The sequence below is a fragment of the Xylanibacillus composti genome, from assembly GCF_018403685.1.
In the GTDB taxonomy this organism is placed as follows: domain Bacteria; phylum Bacillota; class Bacilli; order Paenibacillales; family K13; genus Xylanibacillus; species Xylanibacillus composti.
Window position 1 is genome coordinate 1 of record NZ_BOVK01000045.1, and the last position, 19,787, is coordinate 19,787.

The following is a 19,787-nucleotide window of genomic DNA, read 5'->3' on the forward strand; positions in this document are numbered from 1 at the left end:
GAGGCGAACAGCATGATTATCCTGATTAAAGGAACAACAAGGTCTTATCTCGCTGCTTCCACATCGTACTAGCACATACAGACGAGTATTAGACCAAGAAATTCCTCTATTCCGACTCGATCCTGCATCCGCTTAAACATTGCGGTCATTTTTCCCTTTATTTTGTCCGCATTCTGCAACATGTCTCCGCCATTCTCCCTTCATCCAATTGGCACATTGTGCGAATAGGATTAGGAAGGCTTTTGTTCATGCTGACTCCTGTTTATGTTCCAATAAAAAACTGCCCCAACAGTCATTGCGACTGAAAGGGCAGTTTCATACAGCTTCAGGGGAAGCTATTACTTTTGAATTGTAGCAACAGCGCCGGCGCCTACTGTACGGCCGCCTTCGCGGATAGCGAAACGAGTTCCTTCTTCCATAGCGATTGGCGAAATCAATTCAACCGTAACGGTGATGTTGTCGCCAGGCATAACCATTTCGGAACCTTCTGGCAGTGTGATGATGCCAGTTACGTCCGTTGTACGGAAGTAGAACTGTGGACGGTAGCCAGTGAAGAAAGGCTTGTGACGGCCACCTTCTTCTTTAGTCAGGACGTAGATTTGAGCAGTGAATTGAGTATGAGGCTTAACCGTACCTGGCTTCGCCAATACTTGACCACGCTCGATGTCAGTGCGGTCTACACCACGAAGCAGCGCGCCGATGTTGTCACCAGCTTGAGCGGAGTCCAGCAATTTGCGGAACATCTCAACACCTGTAACAACAGATTTTCTCGCTTCTTCTTGCAGACCGATGATTTCGATCTCGTCGCCAACTTTTACAACGCCGCGCTCTACACGACCAGTTGCAACTGTACCGCGTCCTGTGATGGAGAATACGTCCTCGACAGGCATCAGGAACGGCTTGTCAGTGTCGCGCTCTGGAGTTGGGATGTAGCTGTCGATTTGCTCGAACAGTTCTACGATTTTTTGTGCCCACTCGCCAGTTGGGTTCGACAGAGCTTCACGAGCGGAACCACGGATAACCGGAGTGTCGTCGCCAGGGAACTCATATTCGCTCAACAGGTCGCGAACTTCCATTTCAACCAGTTCAAGCAGTTCTTCGTCTTCCACCATGTCGCACTTGTTCAAGAAGACAACGATGTAAGGAACGCCTACCTGACGGGAAAGCAGGATGTGCTCACGCGTTTGCGGCATTGGGCCGTCAGCAGCGGATACAACCAGAATCGCGCCGTCCATTTGCGCAGCACCAGTGATCATGTTTTTAACATAGTCGGCGTGGCCTGGGCAATCAACGTGTGCATAGTGACGCTGGTCAGTTTCGTACTCAACGTGTGCAGTGGAGATTGTGATACCGCGCTCACGCTCTTCTGGAGCTTTGTCGATCATGTCAAATGCAACAGCGCTTCCGCCGCCGTATTTTGCAGCCAAAACAGTTGTAATGGCAGCTGTCAGAGTAGTTTTGCCGTGGTCAACGTGACCAATTGTACCAATGTTAACGTGTGGTTTCGTACGTTCGAATTTAGCTTTAGCCATTGTAAATCATGTCCTCCTTAAGTAATAGAATATATATTACCGGTCTTCGCCGCCTGGGCGGCGAATGACCTATAAACCCTTAATCGTTCAGGCGCTTAGCGAAAGCTTATTCGCCTTTATTTTTCGCTACAATCTCGTCGGAAATGTTCTTCGGAACTTCTTCATAGTGAGAAAGCTCCATCGAGAACACGCCGCGACCTTGTGTACCGGAACGCAGAGTAGTCGAGAATCCGAACATTTCGGACAATGGCACCATCGCGCGAATGACTTGAGCGCCTGCGCGGGAATCCATTCCCTCAATGCGGCCGCGACGGGAGTTCAGCATACCCATGCCGTCACCCATATACTCTTCAGGAACCGTAACTTCAACCTTCATGATCGGCTCCAGCAATACCGGGCTACATTTGTCCTTGGCAGCCTTGAGCGCCATCGAACCTGCGATCTTGAACGCCATCTCACTGGAGTCGACATCGTGGTACGATCCATCAAAGATCGTCGCCTTGACATCCACCAGCGGGAAGCCGGCAAGTACGCCGTTCTGCATAGCTTCTTCGATACCGGATTGTACGGCAGGGATGTATTCACGAGGAACAACACCGCCGACAATTTTGTTCTCGAATTGGAAGCCTGTTCCTGGCTCAAGCGGCTCGAATTCGATCCATACATGACCATATTGACCGCGGCCACCGGACTGACGTACGAACTTGCCTTCCACTTGAGCTGCTTTGCGGAAAGTCTCACGATAGGCAACCTGAGGCTTACCTACGTTTGTTTCTACCTTGAACTCGCGACGCATACGGTCAACGATAATGTCAAGGTGAAGCTCGCCCATACCGGAAAGGATCGTTTGACCAGTTTCTTCGTCTGTATGCGCACGCAATGTCGGATCTTCTTCCGTCAGCTTGGCAAGCGCAGTAGACATTTTGTCTTGGTCAGCCTTCGTCTTCGGTTCAACGGCAATATGAATAACCGGCTCAGGGAAGTTCATGGATTCAAGAATAACTGGATTCTTCTCATCACACAACGTATCTCCTGTACCCGTGTCCTTCAAGCCTACCGCTGCAGCGATATCGCCGGCATAAACCTCCGAGATTTCCTCACGGCTGTTCGCATGCATTTGGAGAATACGGCCAATACGCTCACGCTTGCCTTTCGTCGCGTTCAATACGTAGGAACCGGATTTCAAAATACCGGAATATACGCGGAAGAAGGTCAACTTACCGACAAACGGGTCGGTCGCAATCTTGAACGCCAGAGCCGCAAACGGCTCATTATCCGAGGATTTGCGCGTTGTTTCCGTGCCATCTTCCAGCACACCCTTGATGTCAGGGACATCGACCGGGGACGGGAGATAGTCAACAACTGCGTCGATCATGGATTGTACGCCTTTGTTTCTGTAGGAGGAACCGCAAACGACAGGGAAGATCTTCACGTCACAGACACCTTTGCGAAGCGCAGCTTTCAGCTCCGCCACTGTGATTTCTTCACCTTCCAAGTACTTCATTGTCAGTTCTTCATCCAGCTCGGCTACCTTCTCGATCAGCTCCGTACGCAGCTCTTCTACCTTTGCTTTGTACTCTTCCGGCACATCGATTTTTTCTACTTCCTTGCCAAGATCATCCTTGAACAAGTAAGCTACTTCTTCCACAATATCGATAATCCCGTTGAAATCATTCTCAGCACCGATAGGCAATTGAATGGCAACTGCATTGGCTTGCAGTCTGTCTCTCATCGATTCAATGACGTTCAGGAAGTCCGCGCCAACGATGTCCATCTTATTGACGTACGCAATACGTGGTACACCATACTTGTCGGCCTGTCTCCAAACAGTCTCCGATTGAGGCTCAACGCCTTCTTTCGCACTGAAAACACCAACTGCTCCGTCCAATACGCGGAGGGAACGCTCAACCTCAACTGTGAAGTCAACGTGTCCCGGGGTATCGATGATATTAATGCGGTGACCTTTCCACTGCGCCGTTGTCGCAGCGGAAGTAATCGTGATACCGCGCTCTTGTTCTTGCTCCATCCAGTCCATCGTAGCTGCGCCTTCATGCACTTCTCCGATTTTGTGAACACGTCCGGTATAGAACAGAATGCGTTCCGTTGTAGTAGTCTTACCCGCATCAATATGAGCCATGATCCCGATATTACGCGTATTTTCCAAGGAGAACTCTCTTGCCATGATTGGGTCTCCTTTCTCGATCTAACTCGTATTGATTGAATTTTACCAGCGATAATGCGCGAATGCTTTGTTGGCTTCGGCCATTTTGTGCGTGTCTTCTCTCTTCTTCACCGCTGCGCCAGTGTTGTTGCTGGCGTCGATGATTTCAGCTGCCAGACGCTCCTCCATGGTTTTCTCCCCGCGCAGACGCGAGTAGTTCACCAACCAGCGAAGTCCCAGCGAAGTGCGGCGCTCAGGCTTCACTTCAATCGGAACCTGATAGTTCGCACCGCCAACACGGCGTGCTTTAACTTCAAGTACCGGCATAATGTTCTTCAGAGCTTGTTCAAACACTTCCATCGGATCATTGCCTGTGCGATCCTTGATGAGATCAAAGGCACGATAAAGAATTGTTTGCGCAACGCCTCTCTTGCCGTCGATCATAATACGGTTGATTAAACGGGTGACCAATTTGCTATTATAGATCGGATCAGGCAATACATCTCGGCGAGGCACCGGACCTTTCCGTGGCATAGTCATCCCCCTTTCCCAGTCAGATTATTCCTGTTGTTACTGTTTCTTTTCTTTCGGGCGCTTCGTACCATATTTGGAACGGGCCTGCATCCGGTTGTTAACACCAGCAGTATCAAGCGCACCGCGAACGATGTGGTAACGAACACCTGGCAGGTCTTTGACCCGGCCGCCGCGAATCAGCACAACGCTGTGTTCTTGCAGGTTGTGGCCGATACCCGGAATATATGCAGTTACCTCTACACGGTTCGTCAGACGCACACGAGCATATTTCCGCAGGGCGGAGTTCGGTTTCTTCGGAGTCATTGTACCTACACGGGTGCAAACACCGCGCTTTTGCGGAGAGCTCAGGTCTGTCTCTTCCCGCTTCATGGCATTGAATCCTTTTTGCAGAGCCGGCGATTTCGATTTTACGACTTTCGCTTTACGACCCTTGCGCACCAATTGGTTAATTGTTGGCATGTCGCCACCTCCTTCCAAAGCGATTTATGAACGTAATGTTAAGCCCACAGGTCCAGGCGGTTCATACTTGGACAAACGAAACGTCTTTACCGAAGAGATTCGCGGCCTTGTTCAGGCCACTACTCGGCGAACCCCTTCGATAAAAACGGAGTTTAATCCTTTATTCGCACCGCCATGGCGGCGCCAACGTCAATGCCGCATGCTTTGCCAAGCTGCTTCATCGTCTCGACGCTGGTCATTTTCACATTGTGCTTTTTGCACAGGTTGATGATTTTCCCCGCGATGCGAGGGTCCGCATCCTTCGCCACAAACACTTCAGCGGCTGCACCCATTTCCACCTGCTTGATCGTTTGTTTGGTGCCTATTTTCATGGTTCCAGCCTGAATGGCTTTATCCACAGACATGTGCGTTTACCTCCCAAACAAACGTCCAATGTTTTTGGCACACTACGACAGTGTAGCATGCGGATTATCGCACTGTCAAGCTGCAATTATTCCACCGGCACAGCTTCTGCGAAGTCCTCTAATTCCTCAGATTCCGGCTCGTTCGGATCGATAATATCGATGCCCCGATATCGGTTCATGCCTGTTCCGGCAGGAATCAGCTTGCCGATAATGACATTCTCCTTGAGACCAAGCAGCTGATCGACTTTGCCTTTGATGGCGGCGTCGGTCAGGACGCGAGTTGTCTCCTGGAAGGATGCAGCCGACAGGAAGGAATCCGTTTCGAGAGATGCCTTCGTGATACCGAGCAGAACCGGTTTGGCAACGGCAGGCTCCTTGCCCGCGAACAAGGCAACCTTGTTTGCTTCCTCATATTCGTGAATGTCCACGAATGCCCCCGGCAGCAAGGTTGTATCCCCGTTGTCCACAATGCGGATCTTGCGCAGCATCTGACGAATCATGACCTCCACGTGCTTGTCATTGATCTCAACGCCTTGGTTCCGGTACACGCGCTGCACTTCTTGAAGAATGTAGTTCTGCACGCCTCGGATACCCTTAATGCGAAGCATATCCTTAGGATCGATGGAACCGTCGGTAATTTCGTCGCCAGCCTCGATTTCCTGCCCTACGCTGACGCGAATGCGCGATCCGAAGCTTACGCTGTACACCTTCGTTTCGGCTTCGCCCTCCACTTCGATTTCCCGGCGATCCTTGGCATCGCGAATATCCTTGATGACCCCGTCGATTTCCGAGATAATGGCCTGCCCTTTCGGATTGCGCGCCTCGAACAGCTCCTGGATACGCGGCAAACCTTGCGTGATATCGTCCCCGGCAACACCGCCGGTGTGGAACGTCCGCATCGTCAACTGCGTGCCTGGCTCGCCGATCGATTGAGCGGCAATAATGCCGACGGCCTCGCCGATTTCCACGTGCTTGCCTGTTGCCAGATTCCGCCCATAGCAACGCTTGCAGACACCATGCTGGGTGCGGCAGCTCAGTACCGAGCGTATTTGAACGCGTTCGATGCCTGCTGCCACAATCGCTTCGGCGATATTGGAATCGATCAGCTCATTGCGGCCAACGATAACATCACCGCTCTCCGGATGACGGACGGTTTCGAACGAATAGCGTCCTTCCAGGCGATCATACAGATCCTCGATAACCTCGCGGCCATCGTGAATCTTGCCAACGACGAAGCCTTTGTCTGTGCCGCAATCCTCTTCGCGAACGATCACATCCTGAGCAACATCGACCAGACGGCGAGTCAGGTAACCCGAGTCGGCTGTTCTCAAAGCGGTATCCGCCAAGCCTTTCCGCGCGCCGTGCGTGGAAATAAAGTATTCCAAAACGGTCAGACCCTCGCGGAAGTTCGACTTGATCGGCAACTCGATAATGCGTCCGGACGGGTTCGCCATCAGGCCGCGCATACCGCCAAGCTGCGTGATCTGTGATTTGTTACCCCGCGCTTTAGACTCGACCATCATGGAGATGGAGTTGAAACGGTCAAGCGACTTCATCAGAATGTCGGTCAGATCGTCCTTCGCTTTACTCCAGATGGCAATAATGCGGTCATAGCGCTCGTCGTTCGTAATCAAGCCGCGGCGATACTGGTTCGTAACGACCTTGACCTTCTCTTCGGACTCGCTCATAATAGCGCGCTTCTCATCCGGCACGATAACGTCCGCCACCGCAATGGAGATACCCGCCTTCGTGGAATACGTAAAGCCGGTTTCCTTAATGCGGTCGAGAATAATCGACGTTTGGGTTGTGTGATAACGGCGGAAGCACTCGCCGATGATCGCTCCGAGATTCTCCTTGCCAATCGCTTGCCGAACCGGCATGTTGAGAATCCGTTCCCTCAGATCTACGCCCTTTTCATATACGAAGTATTCTTCCGGCGTTCCATACAGCAGGTTGTTCTTGCTGGGATCGTTAATGTACGGGAACGAGCTTGGAAAAATATCGTTAAAGATAATCTTGCCGACCGTTGTGATCAGCATGGCCTTATTCTGCTCTTCCGTAAAGCTGTCCTTCTTCAACGCTTTGACCGGTATGGCACAGCGCGCATGGAGCGCTACATGGCCGTTCTGATAAGCGGCGAACGCTTCCTCTGCCGAGCTGAAGATCGCACCTGTTCCCTTGGCCTCCGGATTGTCGACAGTCAAATAGAAGCTGCCGAGCACCATATCCTGAGAAGGCGTAACGACTGGCTTGCCGTCCTTCGGATTCAGAATGTTGCCCGAAGCCAGCATCAGCAGTCTTGCTTCCGCTTGAGCCTCAGATGACAACGGTACGTGAACCGCCATTTGGTCTCCGTCAAAGTCGGCATTGTAAGCTGTACATACGAGCGGATGGAGACGGATCGCCTTGCCTTCGACCAGAATCGGCTCGAATGCCTGAATGCCGAGTCTGTGCAACGTAGGCGCGCGGTTCAGCAGAACCGGATGCTCCTTAATTACTTGTTCAAGGACATCCCACACTTCAGGGCTGACCTTCTCCACCTTGCGCTTTGCGCTCTTGATATTGTGAGCTAAGCCTTTGCTTACAAGCTCTTTCATAACGAACGGCTTGAACAGCTCCAACGCCATCTCCTTCGGAAGGCCGCATTGATACATCTTCAGGTTCGGTCCAACAACAATAACGGAACGACCGGAGTAGTCAACGCGCTTGCCGAGCAGGTTTTGGCGGAAGCGCCCTTGCTTGCCCTTCAGCATGTGGCTGAGCGATTTCAACGGACGGTTGCCGGGACCTGTTACCGGACGTCCCCGACGTCCATTATCAATCAGGGCGTCCACAGCTTCCTGCAGCATGCGCTTCTCGTTCTGTACGATAATATCCGGCGCACCGAGGTCCAGCAGCCGCTTCAAGCGGTTGTTCCGGTTGATGACGCGACGGTACAAGTCGTTCAAATCGGAAGTAGCGAATCGACCGCCATCCAACTGCACCATCGGGCGCAGCTCTGGCGGAATGACCGGCAATACGTCCATGACCATCCACTCCGGCAAGTTGCCGGAATGGCGGAACGCTTCAAGCACTTCCAGGCGCTTGATCGCACGATTGCGTCGCTGCCCTTGCGCAGTCTTCAATTCTTCCTTCAGCATATCGACTTCGCGATCGATATCTATATCCTGCAGAAGCTTCTTAACAGCTTCCGCTCCCATTCCGGCAGTGAAAGCATAGCCGTATTTCTCGCGATAGCTGCGATACTCCTTCTCAGAGAGAAGCTGCTTCTTCTCCAGCGGCGTATCGCCGGGATCTGTCACCACGTAGGAAGCGAAGTAGATGATCTCTTCCAGAGAACGGGGCGACATATCCAGCGCCAAACCCATACGGCTCGGAATGCCTTTGAAATACCAAATATGCGAAACAGGGGCAGCCAGCTCAATATGGCCCATACGTTCGCGGCGCACTTTCTGGCGCGTCACTTCAACGCCGCAACGATCACAGACAACGCCTTTATAGCGAACGCGCTTGTACTTGCCGCAGTGACATTCCCAGTCCTTGGTCGGCCCGAAGATCTTCTCGCAGAACAAGCCTTCCTTCTCCGGCTTCAAGGTACGGTAGTTGATCGTTTCCGGCTTCTTGACTTCCCCTCTGGACCAAGAGCGAATCTTGTCGGGCGATGCGAGACCGATCTTCATAAATTCGAAGTTGTTGACATCCATCAGGAGCAACCCTCCCTGTGTTTGTTCTATCACATGAAACTCGTTTATTCCGCTCCAGCTTCAGCGCCTTCTAGGTTCAGGTTAAGCTTGTCGCCAGCGCCCTCGTCGTCGTCGTCGACTTCCTTCATGATGATCTCCTCTTCGTTCTCGGTCAGGATCTTCACATCCATGCCCAAGCTTTGCAGTTCCTTGATCAATACCTTGAAGGATTCCGGAACGCCAGGCTCCGGCACGTTCTCGCCTTTGACAATCGACTCGTACGTCTTGACGCGGCCGACCACGTCATCCGACTTCACGGTCAATATCTCTTGCAGCGTATACGCTGCGCCGTAGGCTTCCAGCGCCCACACTTCCATCTCACCGAAGCGCTGTCCGCCGAACTGCGCCTTTCCGCCCAGCGGCTGCTGCGTAACGAGCGAGTATGGTCCAGTCGAACGAGCATGAATCTTGTCGTCAACCATGTGCGCCAGCTTGATCATGTACATGACGCCAACCGTAACTTCGCGTTCGAATTGCTCACCTGTACGACCGTCGAACAGCACGGTCTTGCCGTTGCGCTGCATACCGGCTTCTTCCATGGTGTCAAACACATCTATCTCGCTGGCTCCATCGAATACCGGTGTCGACATATGCAGGCCAAGCCGTTTGGCTGCCATGCCGAGATGAACCTCCAGCACCTGTCCGATATTCATCCGCGAAGGAACGCCAAGCGGATTCAGGACAACCTCAACTGGCGTACCGTCAGGAAGGAACGGCATATCCTCTTCCGGCAAAATGCGTGCGATAACCCCTTTGTTCCCGTGGCGTCCCGCCATCTTGTCGCCTTCGGAAATCTTCCGCTTTTGCGCGATATAAACGCGCACCAGCTGGTTCACGCCTGGCGGCAGCTCATCGCCATTCTCGCGAGTGAATACTTTTACATCTACGACAATGCCGTCCGTGCCATGCGGCACTCGCAGCGACGTATCACGAACTTCACGCGCCTTCTCGCCGAAGATTGCGTGCAGCAGACGCTCTTCCGCGGTCAGCTCCGTCACGCCCTTCGGCGTTACCTTGCCTACCAGAATATCGCCGGCGCCGATTTCCGCCCCTACGCGGATAATGCCGCGCTCATCGAGATTTTTGAGCGCATCCTCGCCAACATTCGGGATATCGCGGGTAATTTCCTCTGGTCCGAGCTTCGTATCACGCGCCTCGGATTCATATTCTTCAATGTGAATAGAGGTATAAACATCCTCTTTCACAAGCTTTTCGCTAAGCAAAATCGCATCCTCGTAGTTGTACCCTTCCCAAGTCATGAAAGCCACAACGACGTTGCGTCCAAGTGCAAGCTCTCCCATTTCGGTGGAAGGGCCGTCTGCAAGAATATCGCCAGGCTTCACGATTTCGCCTTGTCTGATCAGCGGACGCTGGTTAATGCAGGTTCCCTGGTTGGAACGGAGGAACTTGTGCAGCTTGTGCTTGATCAAGTCGCCCCTCACCTGCTTGCCATCGACTTCCTGAACCTGGCGAATCCAAATCTCGTTCGCGCTGACGCGTTCTGCAACGCCATGCACCTTGGATACGATGCAAACGCCGGAATCCTTCGCTGCCTTATGCTCCATGCCTGTGCCAACCAGCGGCGCCTTCGGAATGAGAAGCGGCACCGCCTGCCGCTGCATGTTCGAGCCCATCAGCGCACGGTTCGAGTCATCGTTCTCCAAGAACGGAATCATCGCCGTTGCGACGGAGACGACCTGCTTCGGAGATACATCCATGTAATCAACGCGCTCGCGCGGCAGCGTCAAGATGTTGTCGGATGTTTTGTTGTAGCGGACAATGACGTTCTCATTTGCAAAGCTGCCGTCCTCGTTCAACTCGGCATTCGCCTGCGCGATAACATAATTGTCCTCTTCATCCGCTGTCAAGTAATCAATCTGATCGGTGACGCGGTTGGTCTCCGGATCAACCTTGCGATACGCCGTTTCGATAAAGCCGTATTCATTGATGCGGGCGTATGTGGACAGCGAGTTGATCAATCCGATGTTCGGACCTTCCGGCGTCTCAATCGGGCACATCCGTCCATAGTGGGAATGATGCACGTCCCGCACTTCAAAGCCTGCGCGTTCCCTTGTCAATCCGCCCGGTCCAAGCGCGGACAGACGACGCTTATGCGTCAACTCCGCCAACGGGTTCGTCTGATCCATGAACTGCGAGAGCTGGGAGCTTCCGAAAAACTCCTTAATCGAAGCGATAACCGGACGAATGTTGATCAGCGCTTGCGGCGTGATGACATTCGCATCTTGGATCGACATCCGCTCACGCACAACACGCTCCATTCGCGACAGTCCGATCCGGAACTGGTTCTGAAGCAGCTCCCCTACGGAACGCAAGCGGCGGTTGCCCAAATGGTCAATGTCGTCCGTGCTGCCCACATCATGAAGCAGATTCATGAAATAGCTGATGGACGCAATAATATCCGAAGGCGTAATATGCTTGACGGATTTGTCAATATTGGAGTTCGAAATAACGGTGATGACCTTGCCATCTTCCACAGGCGAGAAAACATTAATGCGCTGCAGCGGAATCGTTTCGCTTTCGTGTACGCCGCCTGTCACTTTATAATCCCTGAAGCCGACACTCTTCTCAAGATACGGAATAATCTGGTCAAGCAGTCTTCTGTCTACCACTTGGCCAGCCTCTGCAATAATCTCGCCGGTCTCTTCGTCGATCAACGACTCTGCCAACCGCTGATTGAAAAGACGGTTCTTGATATGCAGCTTCTTGTTAATTTTGTAACGGCCCACATTAGCCAGATCGTAACGCTTCGGATCAAAGAACCGGGCAATCAGCAGGTTTCTGGCATTGTCCAATGTAGGCGGCTCGCCCGGACGAAGGCGTTCATAGATTTCAATGAGCGCTTTCTCCGTGGAATCCGTATTGTCCTTGTCCAGGGTGTTGCGAATGTACTCATCCTCACCCAAAAGATCTATAATTTCTTGATCGGTGCCAAAGCCGAGCGCACGCAAAAGAACCGTCACAGGAATTTTACGCGTACGGTCAATGCGCACATAAATAATGTCCTTGGCATCGGTTTCGAGCTCTAACCAGGCTCCGCGGTTTGGAATGACCGTTGCGGTATATGCCTTCTTGCCGTTTTTATCCATCTTCGTGCTAAAGTAAACGCTTGGGCTGCGGACAAGCTGACTGACAATGACCCTCTCCGCACCATTAATAATGAATGTGCCCGTTTCTGTCATCAATGGAAAATCACCCATGAAGACTTCCTGTTCCTTGACTTCACCGGTTTCCTTGTTGATAAGACGCACTTTCACTCTTAACGGCGCCGCATAGGTTACGTCCCGCTCTTTTGATTCATCGACAGAATATTTCGGCTCTCCCAGACTGTAATCGATAAATTCCAAGACGAGATTGCCGGTGAAATCCTGAATGGGCGAAATATCGTGAAACATTTCGCGCAGACCTTCCTGCAAAAACCATTCGTATGATTTTTGCTGGATTTCAATCAAGTTCGGGATATCTAAAACTTCCTTGATCCGTGCGTAACTCCTGCGCTCGCGTCGACCATATTGAACAAGATGTCCTGCCAACTTTCCTTCACCCCTTAAGTCTACTAGACCGTGCTATGGATTGTGTCTTTATCCCGTACAAGCACACTTTACCCTACTATGTAGATTTACCTAAAATCTAAACATTATACGTAAAGTACGGCAACTTTATGCATAACAGCAGGAAAAAAAGTGCTTGACATTTTACTCAACTAAAGACACTCATCCCATTTTTAATGCTGACATTTTATAATCATAACACACCCAATTTTCTCAGTCAAACAAAAAAAACAGATTACTTGATCGCCCGATAGATGCGATATCCTTTATTTTTCGCCCGTTCGTCTACCTGCTCGAACATGCTTTCCAGCTTTCGCTTTGCAGAAGGGGCTCCTTGCTTCGTCCGAATGACGACCCACAATGCCCCTCCAGCCTCCAGACAATCATGCGCTTCCTCGAAGATGCGATGCACGGTCGCTTTGCCGGCACGGATCGGCGGGTTCGTTGCAATCGCGTCGAACTTCTCTTCCTTGACAGCCTGCAAGCCGTCGGACGCAAGCACGCGAACTCCTGTAATACCGTTTCTGGCTGCGTTTTCCCTCGCCAGGTCCAAAGCTCTCTCATTCATATCCAGCATAGTAACCGCACTTTCCGGAATCCGTTTGGCCAAGTAGAGACCAATCGGCCCATACCCGCATCCCACGTCCGCAATCCTTGCGCCTGGCGCAGCTTCAAATTGTTCAATCAGCAAGGCCGATCCTTCATCCAGCCCACCCTTCGAAAAAACCCCGGCATCGGTTATGAAGGAAAGCTTCACGCCGCTTAAGCTTGTCTCAATCAATCTCCGATCATGCTCCGATCCCGGCTGTTGTGAATAGTAGTGGTCGCTCACGTTCCAAGCCTCCTTCAAGGGCATGTTCCGCAAATGTTGTTCGAATTTTCGCATGCGTTGTCGAAATTGCGCATGCGCATAGGTGCCTATATAACCAAAGCTGCCCCTGCAGCAGGCTTCTGCTGATGGGGCAGCTTCTTGGCACATATGATAGGTGCGATTTCTTATTTCAATTCTACAGTTGCGCCAGCTTCTTCAAGCTTCGCTTTAACTGCTTCTGCGTCTTCTTTGGACACTTTTTCTTTGATTGGCTTCGGAGCGTTGTCAACCAGCTCTTTCGCTTCTTTCAGGCCAAGACCTGTAATTTCGCGAACAGCTTTGATTACGTTGATCTTGGAAGCGCCAGCGTTCGCCAAGATTACGTCGAATTCGCTTTGTTCTGCAGCAGCCTCTCCGCCTGCAGCGCCGCCTACAACCGCTACCGGAGCAGCTGCTGTTACGCCAAATTCCTCTTCGATTGCTTTAACCAATTCGTTCAGTTCCAGAACGGTCATGCCTTTAATGGCTTCTAAGATTTGCTCATTACTCATGCTAATATCCTCCTAAAATGATAGATTCGCATATCATGCTTGTTGGGGTTCTTCCTTTTCAGCAACGGCTTTAACCGCAAGCGCAAAGTTACGCACAGGCGCTTGAAGCACGCTAAGCAACATGGAAAGCAAGCCTTCGCGGGACGGCAGATCCGCCAACGCTTTAATTTGAGAAGCGTCCACTACCTGGCCTTCCAGAACGCCTGCCTTCACCTTCAATGCTTCGTTCTTCTTGGCGAACTCAACCAGGATCTTGGCTGGCGCCACTGCATCTTCACGGCTGAACGCAATCGCGGTCGGACCAGTCAGATGCGCGTCTAATTCAGTCAGTTCAGTAGCAGCAGTCGCACGGCGAGTCAAGGTATTCTTCAGTACGGAGAATTCCACGCCAGCTTCGCGAAGCTGTTTGCGCAGCTCGGTCACTTGCGCAACGTTCAGACCGCGGTAATCCGCAACTACGGTGCACGCTGACTCCCGAAGCTTCTCGCTCACTTCCGCTACTTGCTGTTGTTTTTGTTCAAGAACTCTAGCGTTTGGCAACTTGTTACACCTCCATTTGACTAATGCTTCGACGAAATATGCCGACGGAACCGGTAGCCCTAAACCAATCCGTCTTGCTAGAAATAAGGAAAGCCCCCGTAGACATACGGAGGCTGGAATTCATTCAGAACACACATGGCTGTGTAAATTCGAATCTATCGCAACACCTCGGCGGGATATTAAGCCGACTCACGTCCGGCACCTGCTGTCTACGGCAAGCTTATTCACTTTTTCGCAATATCCATAACGCAGAACATCGATAACTATATCACGATATTCTGTTCACGTCAAGCTTTGATTAGCGATAGCTCTGCAGATTAATGCGTACGCTTGGCCCCATCGTCGAAGAGATGGCCAATCCTTTCAGGTATACGCCTTTAGCTGCAGCCGGCTTCGAGCGGTTCAAAGCATCCATCAATGCTTTCAAGTTTTCATTCAACTTGTCTGCATCGAACGAAGCTTTGCCGATTGGCGCATGAATCTGTCCGGCTTTGTCGAGTCTATACTCGATCTTACCGGCCTTGATTTCTTGCACAGCCTTGGTAACGTCAGTCGTTACGGTTCCGGCTTTCGGGTTCGGCATCAAGCCTTTGCCGCCGAGAATCCGTCCGAGCTTACCCACTTCGCTCATCATGTCGGGAGTCGCGACGCAGACATCAAACTCGAACCAGCCCTGCTGGATCTTGTTGATCATGTCCTGATCGCCTACATAATCGGCTCCCGCCGCTTCCGCTTCCTTCGCCTTGTCACCCTTGGCGAACACTAGCACACGTCTAGTTTTACCGGTTCCATGCGGCAGCACTACGACACCGCGCACGGCTTGATCCTGTTTCTTCGGATCGACGCCGAGGCGAACGGCCGCTTCAATGGTTTCGTCAAATTTCGCTGTAGCCGCTTTTTTCACAAGCTCTACCGCTTCTTGCGACTCATACAGCTTCTCGCTGTCGATCAGCTTGGCCGCTTCTTGATATTTCTTGCCATGCTTCGGCATATTCGTATCCTCCTTATAGTGGTGTTAGCGGATAATCCTCCCACTGAGGAAGCGTAATTAGTCTTCGATTACGATTCCCATGCTTCTGGCAGTACCTTCTACCATCCGCATTGCCGCTTCAACGGAAGCCGCATTCAGGTCAGGCATTTTTTGCTCCGCGATTTCTTGCACTTTCGCGCGTTTCAACGTTGCTACTTTCGTCTTGTTCGGCACGCCGGAACCTTTTTGGATACCAGCAGCTACACGCAACAATACGGCAGCAGGCGGGGTCTTCGTTTCGAATGTGAACGAACGATCCTCGAACACGGTGAGCACTACCGGAATGACGAGGCCGGCTTGATCTTGCGTGCGCGCATTGAATTCTTTACAGAATGCCATGATATTCACGCCAGCTTGACCAAGAGCAGGACCTACCGGTGGCGCCGGGTTCGCTTTACCTGCCGGAATTTGCAACTTAACAACTTTGATGACCTTCTTAGCCATGCAAAACACCTCCTTGCCCAGATTGTGGTAAGACGGGATTGTACCCTCCCACTAATCAAGGTCTACCCTAAAGATAGACCTTGTTGGAAAGCTATATTTTCTCCACCTGAGAAAAATCAAGCTCAAGCGGGGTTTCCCTTCCAAACATGTTCACATGAACTTTCAACTTGCTCTTATCTGCGAGAATCTCTTCAACCGTTCCGACGAAGTTCGCAAACGGCCCGACCTTCACGCGAACATTCTCTTTCATGCTGAAGTCAATCTTCGGCTTCGGCTCTTCCATGCCCATATGCTTGAGAATCGCTTCAACTTCCTCCGGCAGAAGCGGAGTCGGCTTGGAACCGGAGCCTGTGGATCCGACAAAGCCAGTCACACCCGGCGTATTGCGGACAACATACCAGGAGTCATCTGTCTGAATCATTTCCACCAGCACGTAACCGGGATATACTTTGCGCATCACGGTTTTCTTCTTCCCGTCCTTGTTCACGAGCTCTTCCTCCATCGGAACAAGCACACGGAAGATCTTATCCGTCATATCCATCGATTCGACGCGTTTCTCCAGATTCGCTTTGACCTTGTTCTCATACCCAGAATAAGTATGAACGACGTACCACCTTTTATCCATAATCAAGCCACCTTTGGAGCGCTTACTCAAACACGAGTCGGATCAATTCGGTGATGCCCATGTCCAGAACATAAAAATAGAGCGTTACGATCAATACCGTGACGATAACGACAATCGTATAACTGGTCATCTCTTTACGGTTAGGCCAACGCACTTTCTTCAGCTCCGACCAGCTATCTGCAAAAAACGAGAAAGTCGAACCGAACCCCTGCTTTATTTTAGCCAAAAAAGTCACTACAGCACCTCCAACTAACTACCTTGTTTCACGATGAACGGTCTGTCCATTGCAAAACTTGCAATATTTCTTCAATTCCATGCGGTCAGGATGGGTCTTCTTGTTCTTCGTGCTCGTATAGTTGCGCTGTTTGCAATCCGTACAAGCCAATGTGATAATTACCCGCATGCCGTACACCTCCCGAAACAACCTTCTATATCCAACCAAATGTACTGCGCTAATTTAGGGCTACCTAACAAACTTTATCACATGGCCTATTCCATGTCAAGAAAGAAAGCTTGATACTTGCAGCATGCTTGGATCGCAGACAGTACGGCCAGTGTCGGCTTTCCCTATCATCCTGCCAGATTAGATGACGAGAGACGGATATTTCCAGTATGGACGGTTCCGGCGCGGTTTAAACCTGCCGCATGCCTGCAATTATACATGCTATGACACGAATCCATCGAAACTCCTTCCACTCTTTGAAACCACTAAAAAAACAGCACCCTTCTTCCGGATGCCGTTCCGACTAAATGTGAATATTACGTCCTTCCAAATAGCGTTCAAGCTTGCGCTTCACCCGCTGCAAGGCATTGTCGATCGACTTGACATGCCTGTCCAGATCAACCGCAATTTCTTGATAGGAACGGCCGTCCAGGTAATGCATCAGCACTTTGCGTTCCAGGTCGCTCAATATCTCCCCCATCTTGTCCTCAAGGCCGTTGAATTCCTCCTTGTTGATCATCAGCTCCTCCGGATCGGAAACACGCGATCCGCAGATGACGTCCAGCAGCGTGCGGTCAGAGTCTTCATCATAAATGGGCTTGTCCAACGATACGTAGGAATTCAGCGGGATGTGCTTCTGGCGGGTAGCGGTTTTGATTGCGGTGATGATTTGCCTGGTGATGCACAGCTCGGCAAAGGCCTTGAATGAGGCAAGCTTGTCTCCTCTAAAATCGCGAATGGCCTTGTACAGTCCGATCATGCCTTCCTGCACAATATCCTCCCGATCAGCTCCGATTAAAAAATAGGATCGCGCCTTGGCACGTACAAAATTCTTATACTTGTTAATTAAGTATTCCAGCGCATCGCTGTCGCCTTCACGCACAGCTTCGACAATATCTTCATCTGCTACGAGGTCTAAATCGCTCGCAATCCAATCATTGAGGTCGAGACTCACTGAATATCCCTCCGGCCTTCTGGGCAAGTGCTTTGAATTCTCCGGGCGACCCGGCCTCTTTCCGTTTTTAAGCAAGACATAAATTCAGTATACCCGAACCTTTTGACAACCGTCAACCAATTGCTAAACATTTCCTACCCGCAATCCCTTGCTGGCACTAGGATTTCGGCTTCCCCCGTCTCCATTGCTCCAACTTTTGCAGCATTTCGGTGGAGACGCCGCCGATAAGCAGGTTTTTCTTCTTCGACATTTGCCGCTGCTCGTCCACGCGCGCCGCTACCAGCTTCCGGTTTTCCTCCAGCTCGATCAGCAGCTCTCGTGCCGGCTTGCGCAGCGCCCCTTTGCCAAAGATAACATGCTGCTCCGTCTGATCGGACGTGGCTACATGAATTTGCCGGCGGCGGTTGATCAGCTGCGTCACAAGCCGCTCAATGCGCTCATCGGCCGTTTCCTTCTCCTTCGTATACTGGATATCCAACCGATATTGGCTGTAAGCGCCGCCGAGGCCGGGCACTTGATGCGCATCGAAAACAAGGATGACCCGGGCGCCGCTGAATCCTTGATAGTCCGCAAGCATCTCGATAAGACGATCGCGGGCGTCCTCCAGATTGGTATCTGCCAAGCGCTTCAGCTCCGGCCAAGCGCCGATTACATTGTAGCCGTCCACTATCAGTATATGCTCCATAACGCGACATCCACCCGCTTCATCGGGATAGAGCCGCTTGCCGCTGGCGGACTACCTCGTACATGATCACACCTGCCGCCACGGATGCATTCAGCGAATTGATGCGTCCGAACATCGGCAGCTTGCCAAGCAGGTCGCAGCGTTCCCGGACAAGCCGGCCGATGCCCTTGTGCTCGTTGCCGATCACGATTGCGACCGGCATGGTCAGATCGAGCTCGCTCACCATCCCTTCGGCCTGCACATCGGTTCCGACGATCCAGACGCCGCGCCGCTTCAAATCGTCCATCGTCTGCGCCAGATTGGTTACCCGCGCTACCGGCACAAATTCCACGGCGCCTGCGGATGTCCGCGACACCGTTGCGGTCAGTCCGACAGACCGGCGCTTCGGAATAATCACGCCGTGCGCCCCGGTGCAGTCGCAGCTGCGCAGGATCGATCCGAGATTGTGCGGATCTTCCAGCTCGTCCAGAATGATTAGAAAGGGGGGCTCTCCCTTCGCTTCCGCCGCTGCCAGCAGATCCTCGACCTCGGCATATTCAGCAGCGCTTGCCTGCGCCAGTACGCCTTGATGCGGCAAGCCTTCTGCCAGTTGGTCGAGCTTGCGCTTGTCCGCCGACTGTACCGGGATGCCCGCTTCTTTGGCCAGCGCATGAAGCTGCTGTATAGACGAGCGCTGCATTGTGTCGGCCAGCCATATTTTATGTATCGGCCTTCCCGCTTTCAGCGCCTCCATGACGGCATGCCTGCCGGCGATGACTGCGCCGGCTTCCTCTGCATCCGTACCGGGAGCCGGGCCGCTCCTTACTCGCTCTTGCCGCTGCTTGCCGCTGCGGGCGCTGCCGAACTGTCGCTGCCCCTTGCTGTCTTTGTCTTTTCGCATACCAGCTTCCCTCCTGCGTCCTTCGCCAAACTGAGCTCCATGATCTCCCTTAACCGTTCGTGCCGTTCCTTGTAATACAAATATCCGAGCAAGCATTCGAATGCCGTGCTTTGCCGATAATCAATCACATTCGCATTTTTCGGGACTGTTCCCGATTTGGCGTTTCTGCCCCGCTTCACCACATCGCGTTCCTCATCGCTCAAGGCGGGCAGCATGACGCGCAGCGCCTCAGCCTGCGCCTTGGCCGATACATAGCGGCTCGCCTGCTTGTGCAAATAGTCCGGTCGATGATTTTTGCCTACGATCAGCTTCTGGCGAATGAATAAGTCGTACACGGTATCGCCCAAATAAGCGAGCACAAGCGGGTTGATTTGTTCCGGCGGTTTGGCGGGCGGAATATAGAAACAATTTTCCAAGTGGTC

At 52.0% G+C, this 19,787-nt stretch carries 19 protein-coding genes and 1 other annotated feature; all 19 genes read right to left on the bottom strand.

What is annotated here, in order from left to right:
• Positions 1-338: 338 nt before the first annotated feature.
• A complete protein-coding gene (gene tuf, locus XYCOK13_RS15540; RefSeq protein ID WP_213413107.1) occupies positions 339-1,532 on the bottom strand; it encodes an elongation factor Tu in 1,194 nt (397 codons plus the stop codon).
• 106 nt (positions 1,533-1,638) lie between these two features.
• A complete protein-coding gene (gene fusA / locus XYCOK13_RS15545) occupies positions 1,639-3,714 on the bottom strand; it encodes an elongation factor G (RefSeq protein WP_213413109.1) in 2,076 nt (691 codons plus the stop codon).
• Between the two features lie 42 nt (positions 3,715-3,756).
• The gene (rpsG, locus tag XYCOK13_RS15550) at positions 3,757-4,227 is read right to left on the bottom strand and encodes a 30S ribosomal protein S7 (RefSeq protein WP_213413112.1); all 471 of its coding nucleotides are present in this window, start codon (positions 4,225-4,227) and stop codon (positions 3,757-3,759) included.
• Positions 4,228-4,263: 36 nt separating this feature from the next.
• Entirely contained in the window at positions 4,264-4,686 is a 423-nt protein-coding gene (gene rpsL / locus XYCOK13_RS15555; RefSeq protein WP_213413114.1) for a 30S ribosomal protein S12, read from the bottom strand.
• A gap of 152 nt (positions 4,687-4,838) precedes the next feature.
• On the bottom strand, positions 4,839-5,090 hold the full coding sequence (locus XYCOK13_RS15560) for a ribosomal L7Ae/L30e/S12e/Gadd45 family protein (protein WP_213413116.1): 252 nt from the start codon (positions 5,088-5,090) through the stop codon (positions 4,839-4,841).
• Between the two features lie 86 nt (positions 5,091-5,176).
• The gene (rpoC, locus tag XYCOK13_RS15565) at positions 5,177-8,797 is read right to left on the bottom strand and encodes a DNA-directed RNA polymerase subunit beta' (protein ID WP_213413164.1); all 3,621 of its coding nucleotides are present in this window, start codon (positions 8,795-8,797) and stop codon (positions 5,177-5,179) included.
• 41 nt (positions 8,798-8,838) lie between these two features.
• Complete coding sequence (gene rpoB / locus XYCOK13_RS15570) at positions 8,839-12,384, bottom strand: DNA-directed RNA polymerase subunit beta (RefSeq protein ID WP_213413118.1); 3,546 nt, start codon at positions 12,382-12,384, stop codon at positions 8,839-8,841.
• A 253-nt stretch (positions 12,385-12,637) separates the two neighbouring features.
• Positions 12,638-13,234: a class I SAM-dependent methyltransferase gene (locus XYCOK13_RS15575; RefSeq protein ID WP_213413120.1), complete on the bottom strand. Its 597-nt coding sequence runs from the start codon at positions 13,232-13,234 to the stop codon at positions 12,638-12,640.
• A 164-nt stretch (positions 13,235-13,398) separates the two neighbouring features.
• Positions 13,399-13,764, bottom strand: a complete 366-nt coding sequence (rplL, locus tag XYCOK13_RS15580) for a 50S ribosomal protein L7/L12 (protein WP_213413121.1) — start codon at positions 13,762-13,764, stop codon at positions 13,399-13,401.
• A gap of 33 nt (positions 13,765-13,797) precedes the next feature.
• A complete protein-coding gene (gene rplJ, locus XYCOK13_RS15585) occupies positions 13,798-14,304 on the bottom strand; it encodes a 50S ribosomal protein L10 (RefSeq protein WP_213413122.1) in 507 nt (168 codons plus the stop codon).
• Between the two features lie 77 nt (positions 14,305-14,381).
• Positions 14,382-14,537, bottom strand: a sequence feature (ribosomal protein L10 leader region).
• Between the two features lie 65 nt (positions 14,538-14,602).
• The gene (rplA, locus tag XYCOK13_RS15590) at positions 14,603-15,295 is read right to left on the bottom strand and encodes a 50S ribosomal protein L1 (protein ID WP_213413124.1); all 693 of its coding nucleotides are present in this window, start codon (positions 15,293-15,295) and stop codon (positions 14,603-14,605) included.
• A gap of 57 nt (positions 15,296-15,352) precedes the next feature.
• Entirely contained in the window at positions 15,353-15,778 is a 426-nt protein-coding gene (gene rplK, locus XYCOK13_RS15595) for a 50S ribosomal protein L11 (protein ID WP_213413126.1), read from the bottom strand.
• 91 nt (positions 15,779-15,869) lie between these two features.
• On the bottom strand, positions 15,870-16,403 hold the full coding sequence (nusG, locus tag XYCOK13_RS15600; RefSeq protein WP_213413127.1) for a transcription termination/antitermination protein NusG: 534 nt from the start codon (positions 16,401-16,403) through the stop codon (positions 15,870-15,872).
• Positions 16,404-16,425: 22 nt separating this feature from the next.
• Positions 16,426-16,638 (bottom strand): preprotein translocase subunit SecE, encoded by a 213-nt coding sequence (gene secE / locus XYCOK13_RS15605; RefSeq protein ID WP_213413129.1) that lies wholly within the window; start codon positions 16,636-16,638, stop codon positions 16,426-16,428.
• An 18-nt stretch (positions 16,639-16,656) separates the two neighbouring features.
• Positions 16,657-16,806, bottom strand: coding sequence for a 50S ribosomal protein L33 (gene rpmG, locus XYCOK13_RS15610; protein WP_213413130.1), 150 nt, complete (start codon positions 16,804-16,806; stop codon positions 16,657-16,659).
• Between the two features lie 343 nt (positions 16,807-17,149).
• A complete protein-coding gene (sigH, locus tag XYCOK13_RS15615) occupies positions 17,150-17,800 on the bottom strand; it encodes an RNA polymerase sporulation sigma factor SigH (RefSeq protein ID WP_213413131.1) in 651 nt (216 codons plus the stop codon).
• Positions 17,801-17,957: 157 nt separating this feature from the next.
• Positions 17,958-18,485 (bottom strand): NYN domain-containing protein, encoded by a 528-nt coding sequence (locus XYCOK13_RS15620; protein ID WP_213413132.1) that lies wholly within the window; start codon positions 18,483-18,485, stop codon positions 17,958-17,960.
• A gap of 19 nt (positions 18,486-18,504) precedes the next feature.
• Entirely contained in the window at positions 18,505-19,365 is an 861-nt protein-coding gene (gene rlmB, locus XYCOK13_RS15625; RefSeq protein WP_213413134.1) for a 23S rRNA (guanosine(2251)-2'-O)-methyltransferase RlmB, read from the bottom strand.
• Positions 19,287-19,781, bottom strand: coding sequence for a Mini-ribonuclease 3 (locus XYCOK13_RS15630; RefSeq protein WP_213413136.1), 495 nt, complete (start codon positions 19,779-19,781; stop codon positions 19,287-19,289). Before XYCOK13_RS15630 ends, rlmB begins: the two co-directional genes overlap by 79 nt.
• Positions 19,782-19,787 lie beyond the last annotated feature (6 nt).

Coding starts and splice junctions, on each gene's coding strand:
- rlmB (WP_213413134.1), bottom strand. CDS start 19,365: ATGCGAAAAGACAAAGACAGCAAGGGGCAGCGACAGTTCGGCAGCGCC.
- rpmG (WP_213413130.1), bottom strand. CDS start 16,806: ATGCGGGTAATTATCACATTGGCTTGTACGGATTGCAAACAGCGCAAC.
- tuf (WP_213413107.1), bottom strand. CDS start 1,532: ATGGCTAAAGCTAAATTCGAACGTACGAAACCACACGTTAACATTGGT.
- rpsL (WP_213413114.1), bottom strand. CDS start 4,686: ATGCCAACAATTAACCAATTGGTGCGCAAGGGTCGTAAAGCGAAAGTC.
- XYCOK13_RS15620 (WP_213413132.1), bottom strand. CDS start 18,485: ATGGAGCATATACTGATAGTGGACGGCTACAATGTAATCGGCGCTTGG.
- nusG (WP_213413127.1), bottom strand. CDS start 16,403: ATGGATAAAAGGTGGTACGTCGTTCATACTTATTCTGGGTATGAGAAC.
- fusA (WP_213413109.1), bottom strand. CDS start 3,714: ATGGCAAGAGAGTTCTCCTTGGAAAATACGCGTAATATCGGGATCATG.
- rplL (WP_213413121.1), bottom strand. CDS start 13,764: ATGAGTAATGAGCAAATCTTAGAAGCCATTAAAGGCATGACCGTTCTG.
- rplA (WP_213413124.1), bottom strand. CDS start 15,295: ATGCCGAAGCATGGCAAGAAATATCAAGAAGCGGCCAAGCTGATCGAC.
- rpsG (WP_213413112.1), bottom strand. CDS start 4,227: ATGCCACGGAAAGGTCCGGTGCCTCGCCGAGATGTATTGCCTGATCCG.
- XYCOK13_RS15560 (WP_213413116.1), bottom strand. CDS start 5,090: ATGTCTGTGGATAAAGCCATTCAGGCTGGAACCATGAAAATAGGCACC.
- rplK (WP_213413126.1), bottom strand. CDS start 15,778: ATGGCTAAGAAGGTCATCAAAGTTGTTAAGTTGCAAATTCCGGCAGGT.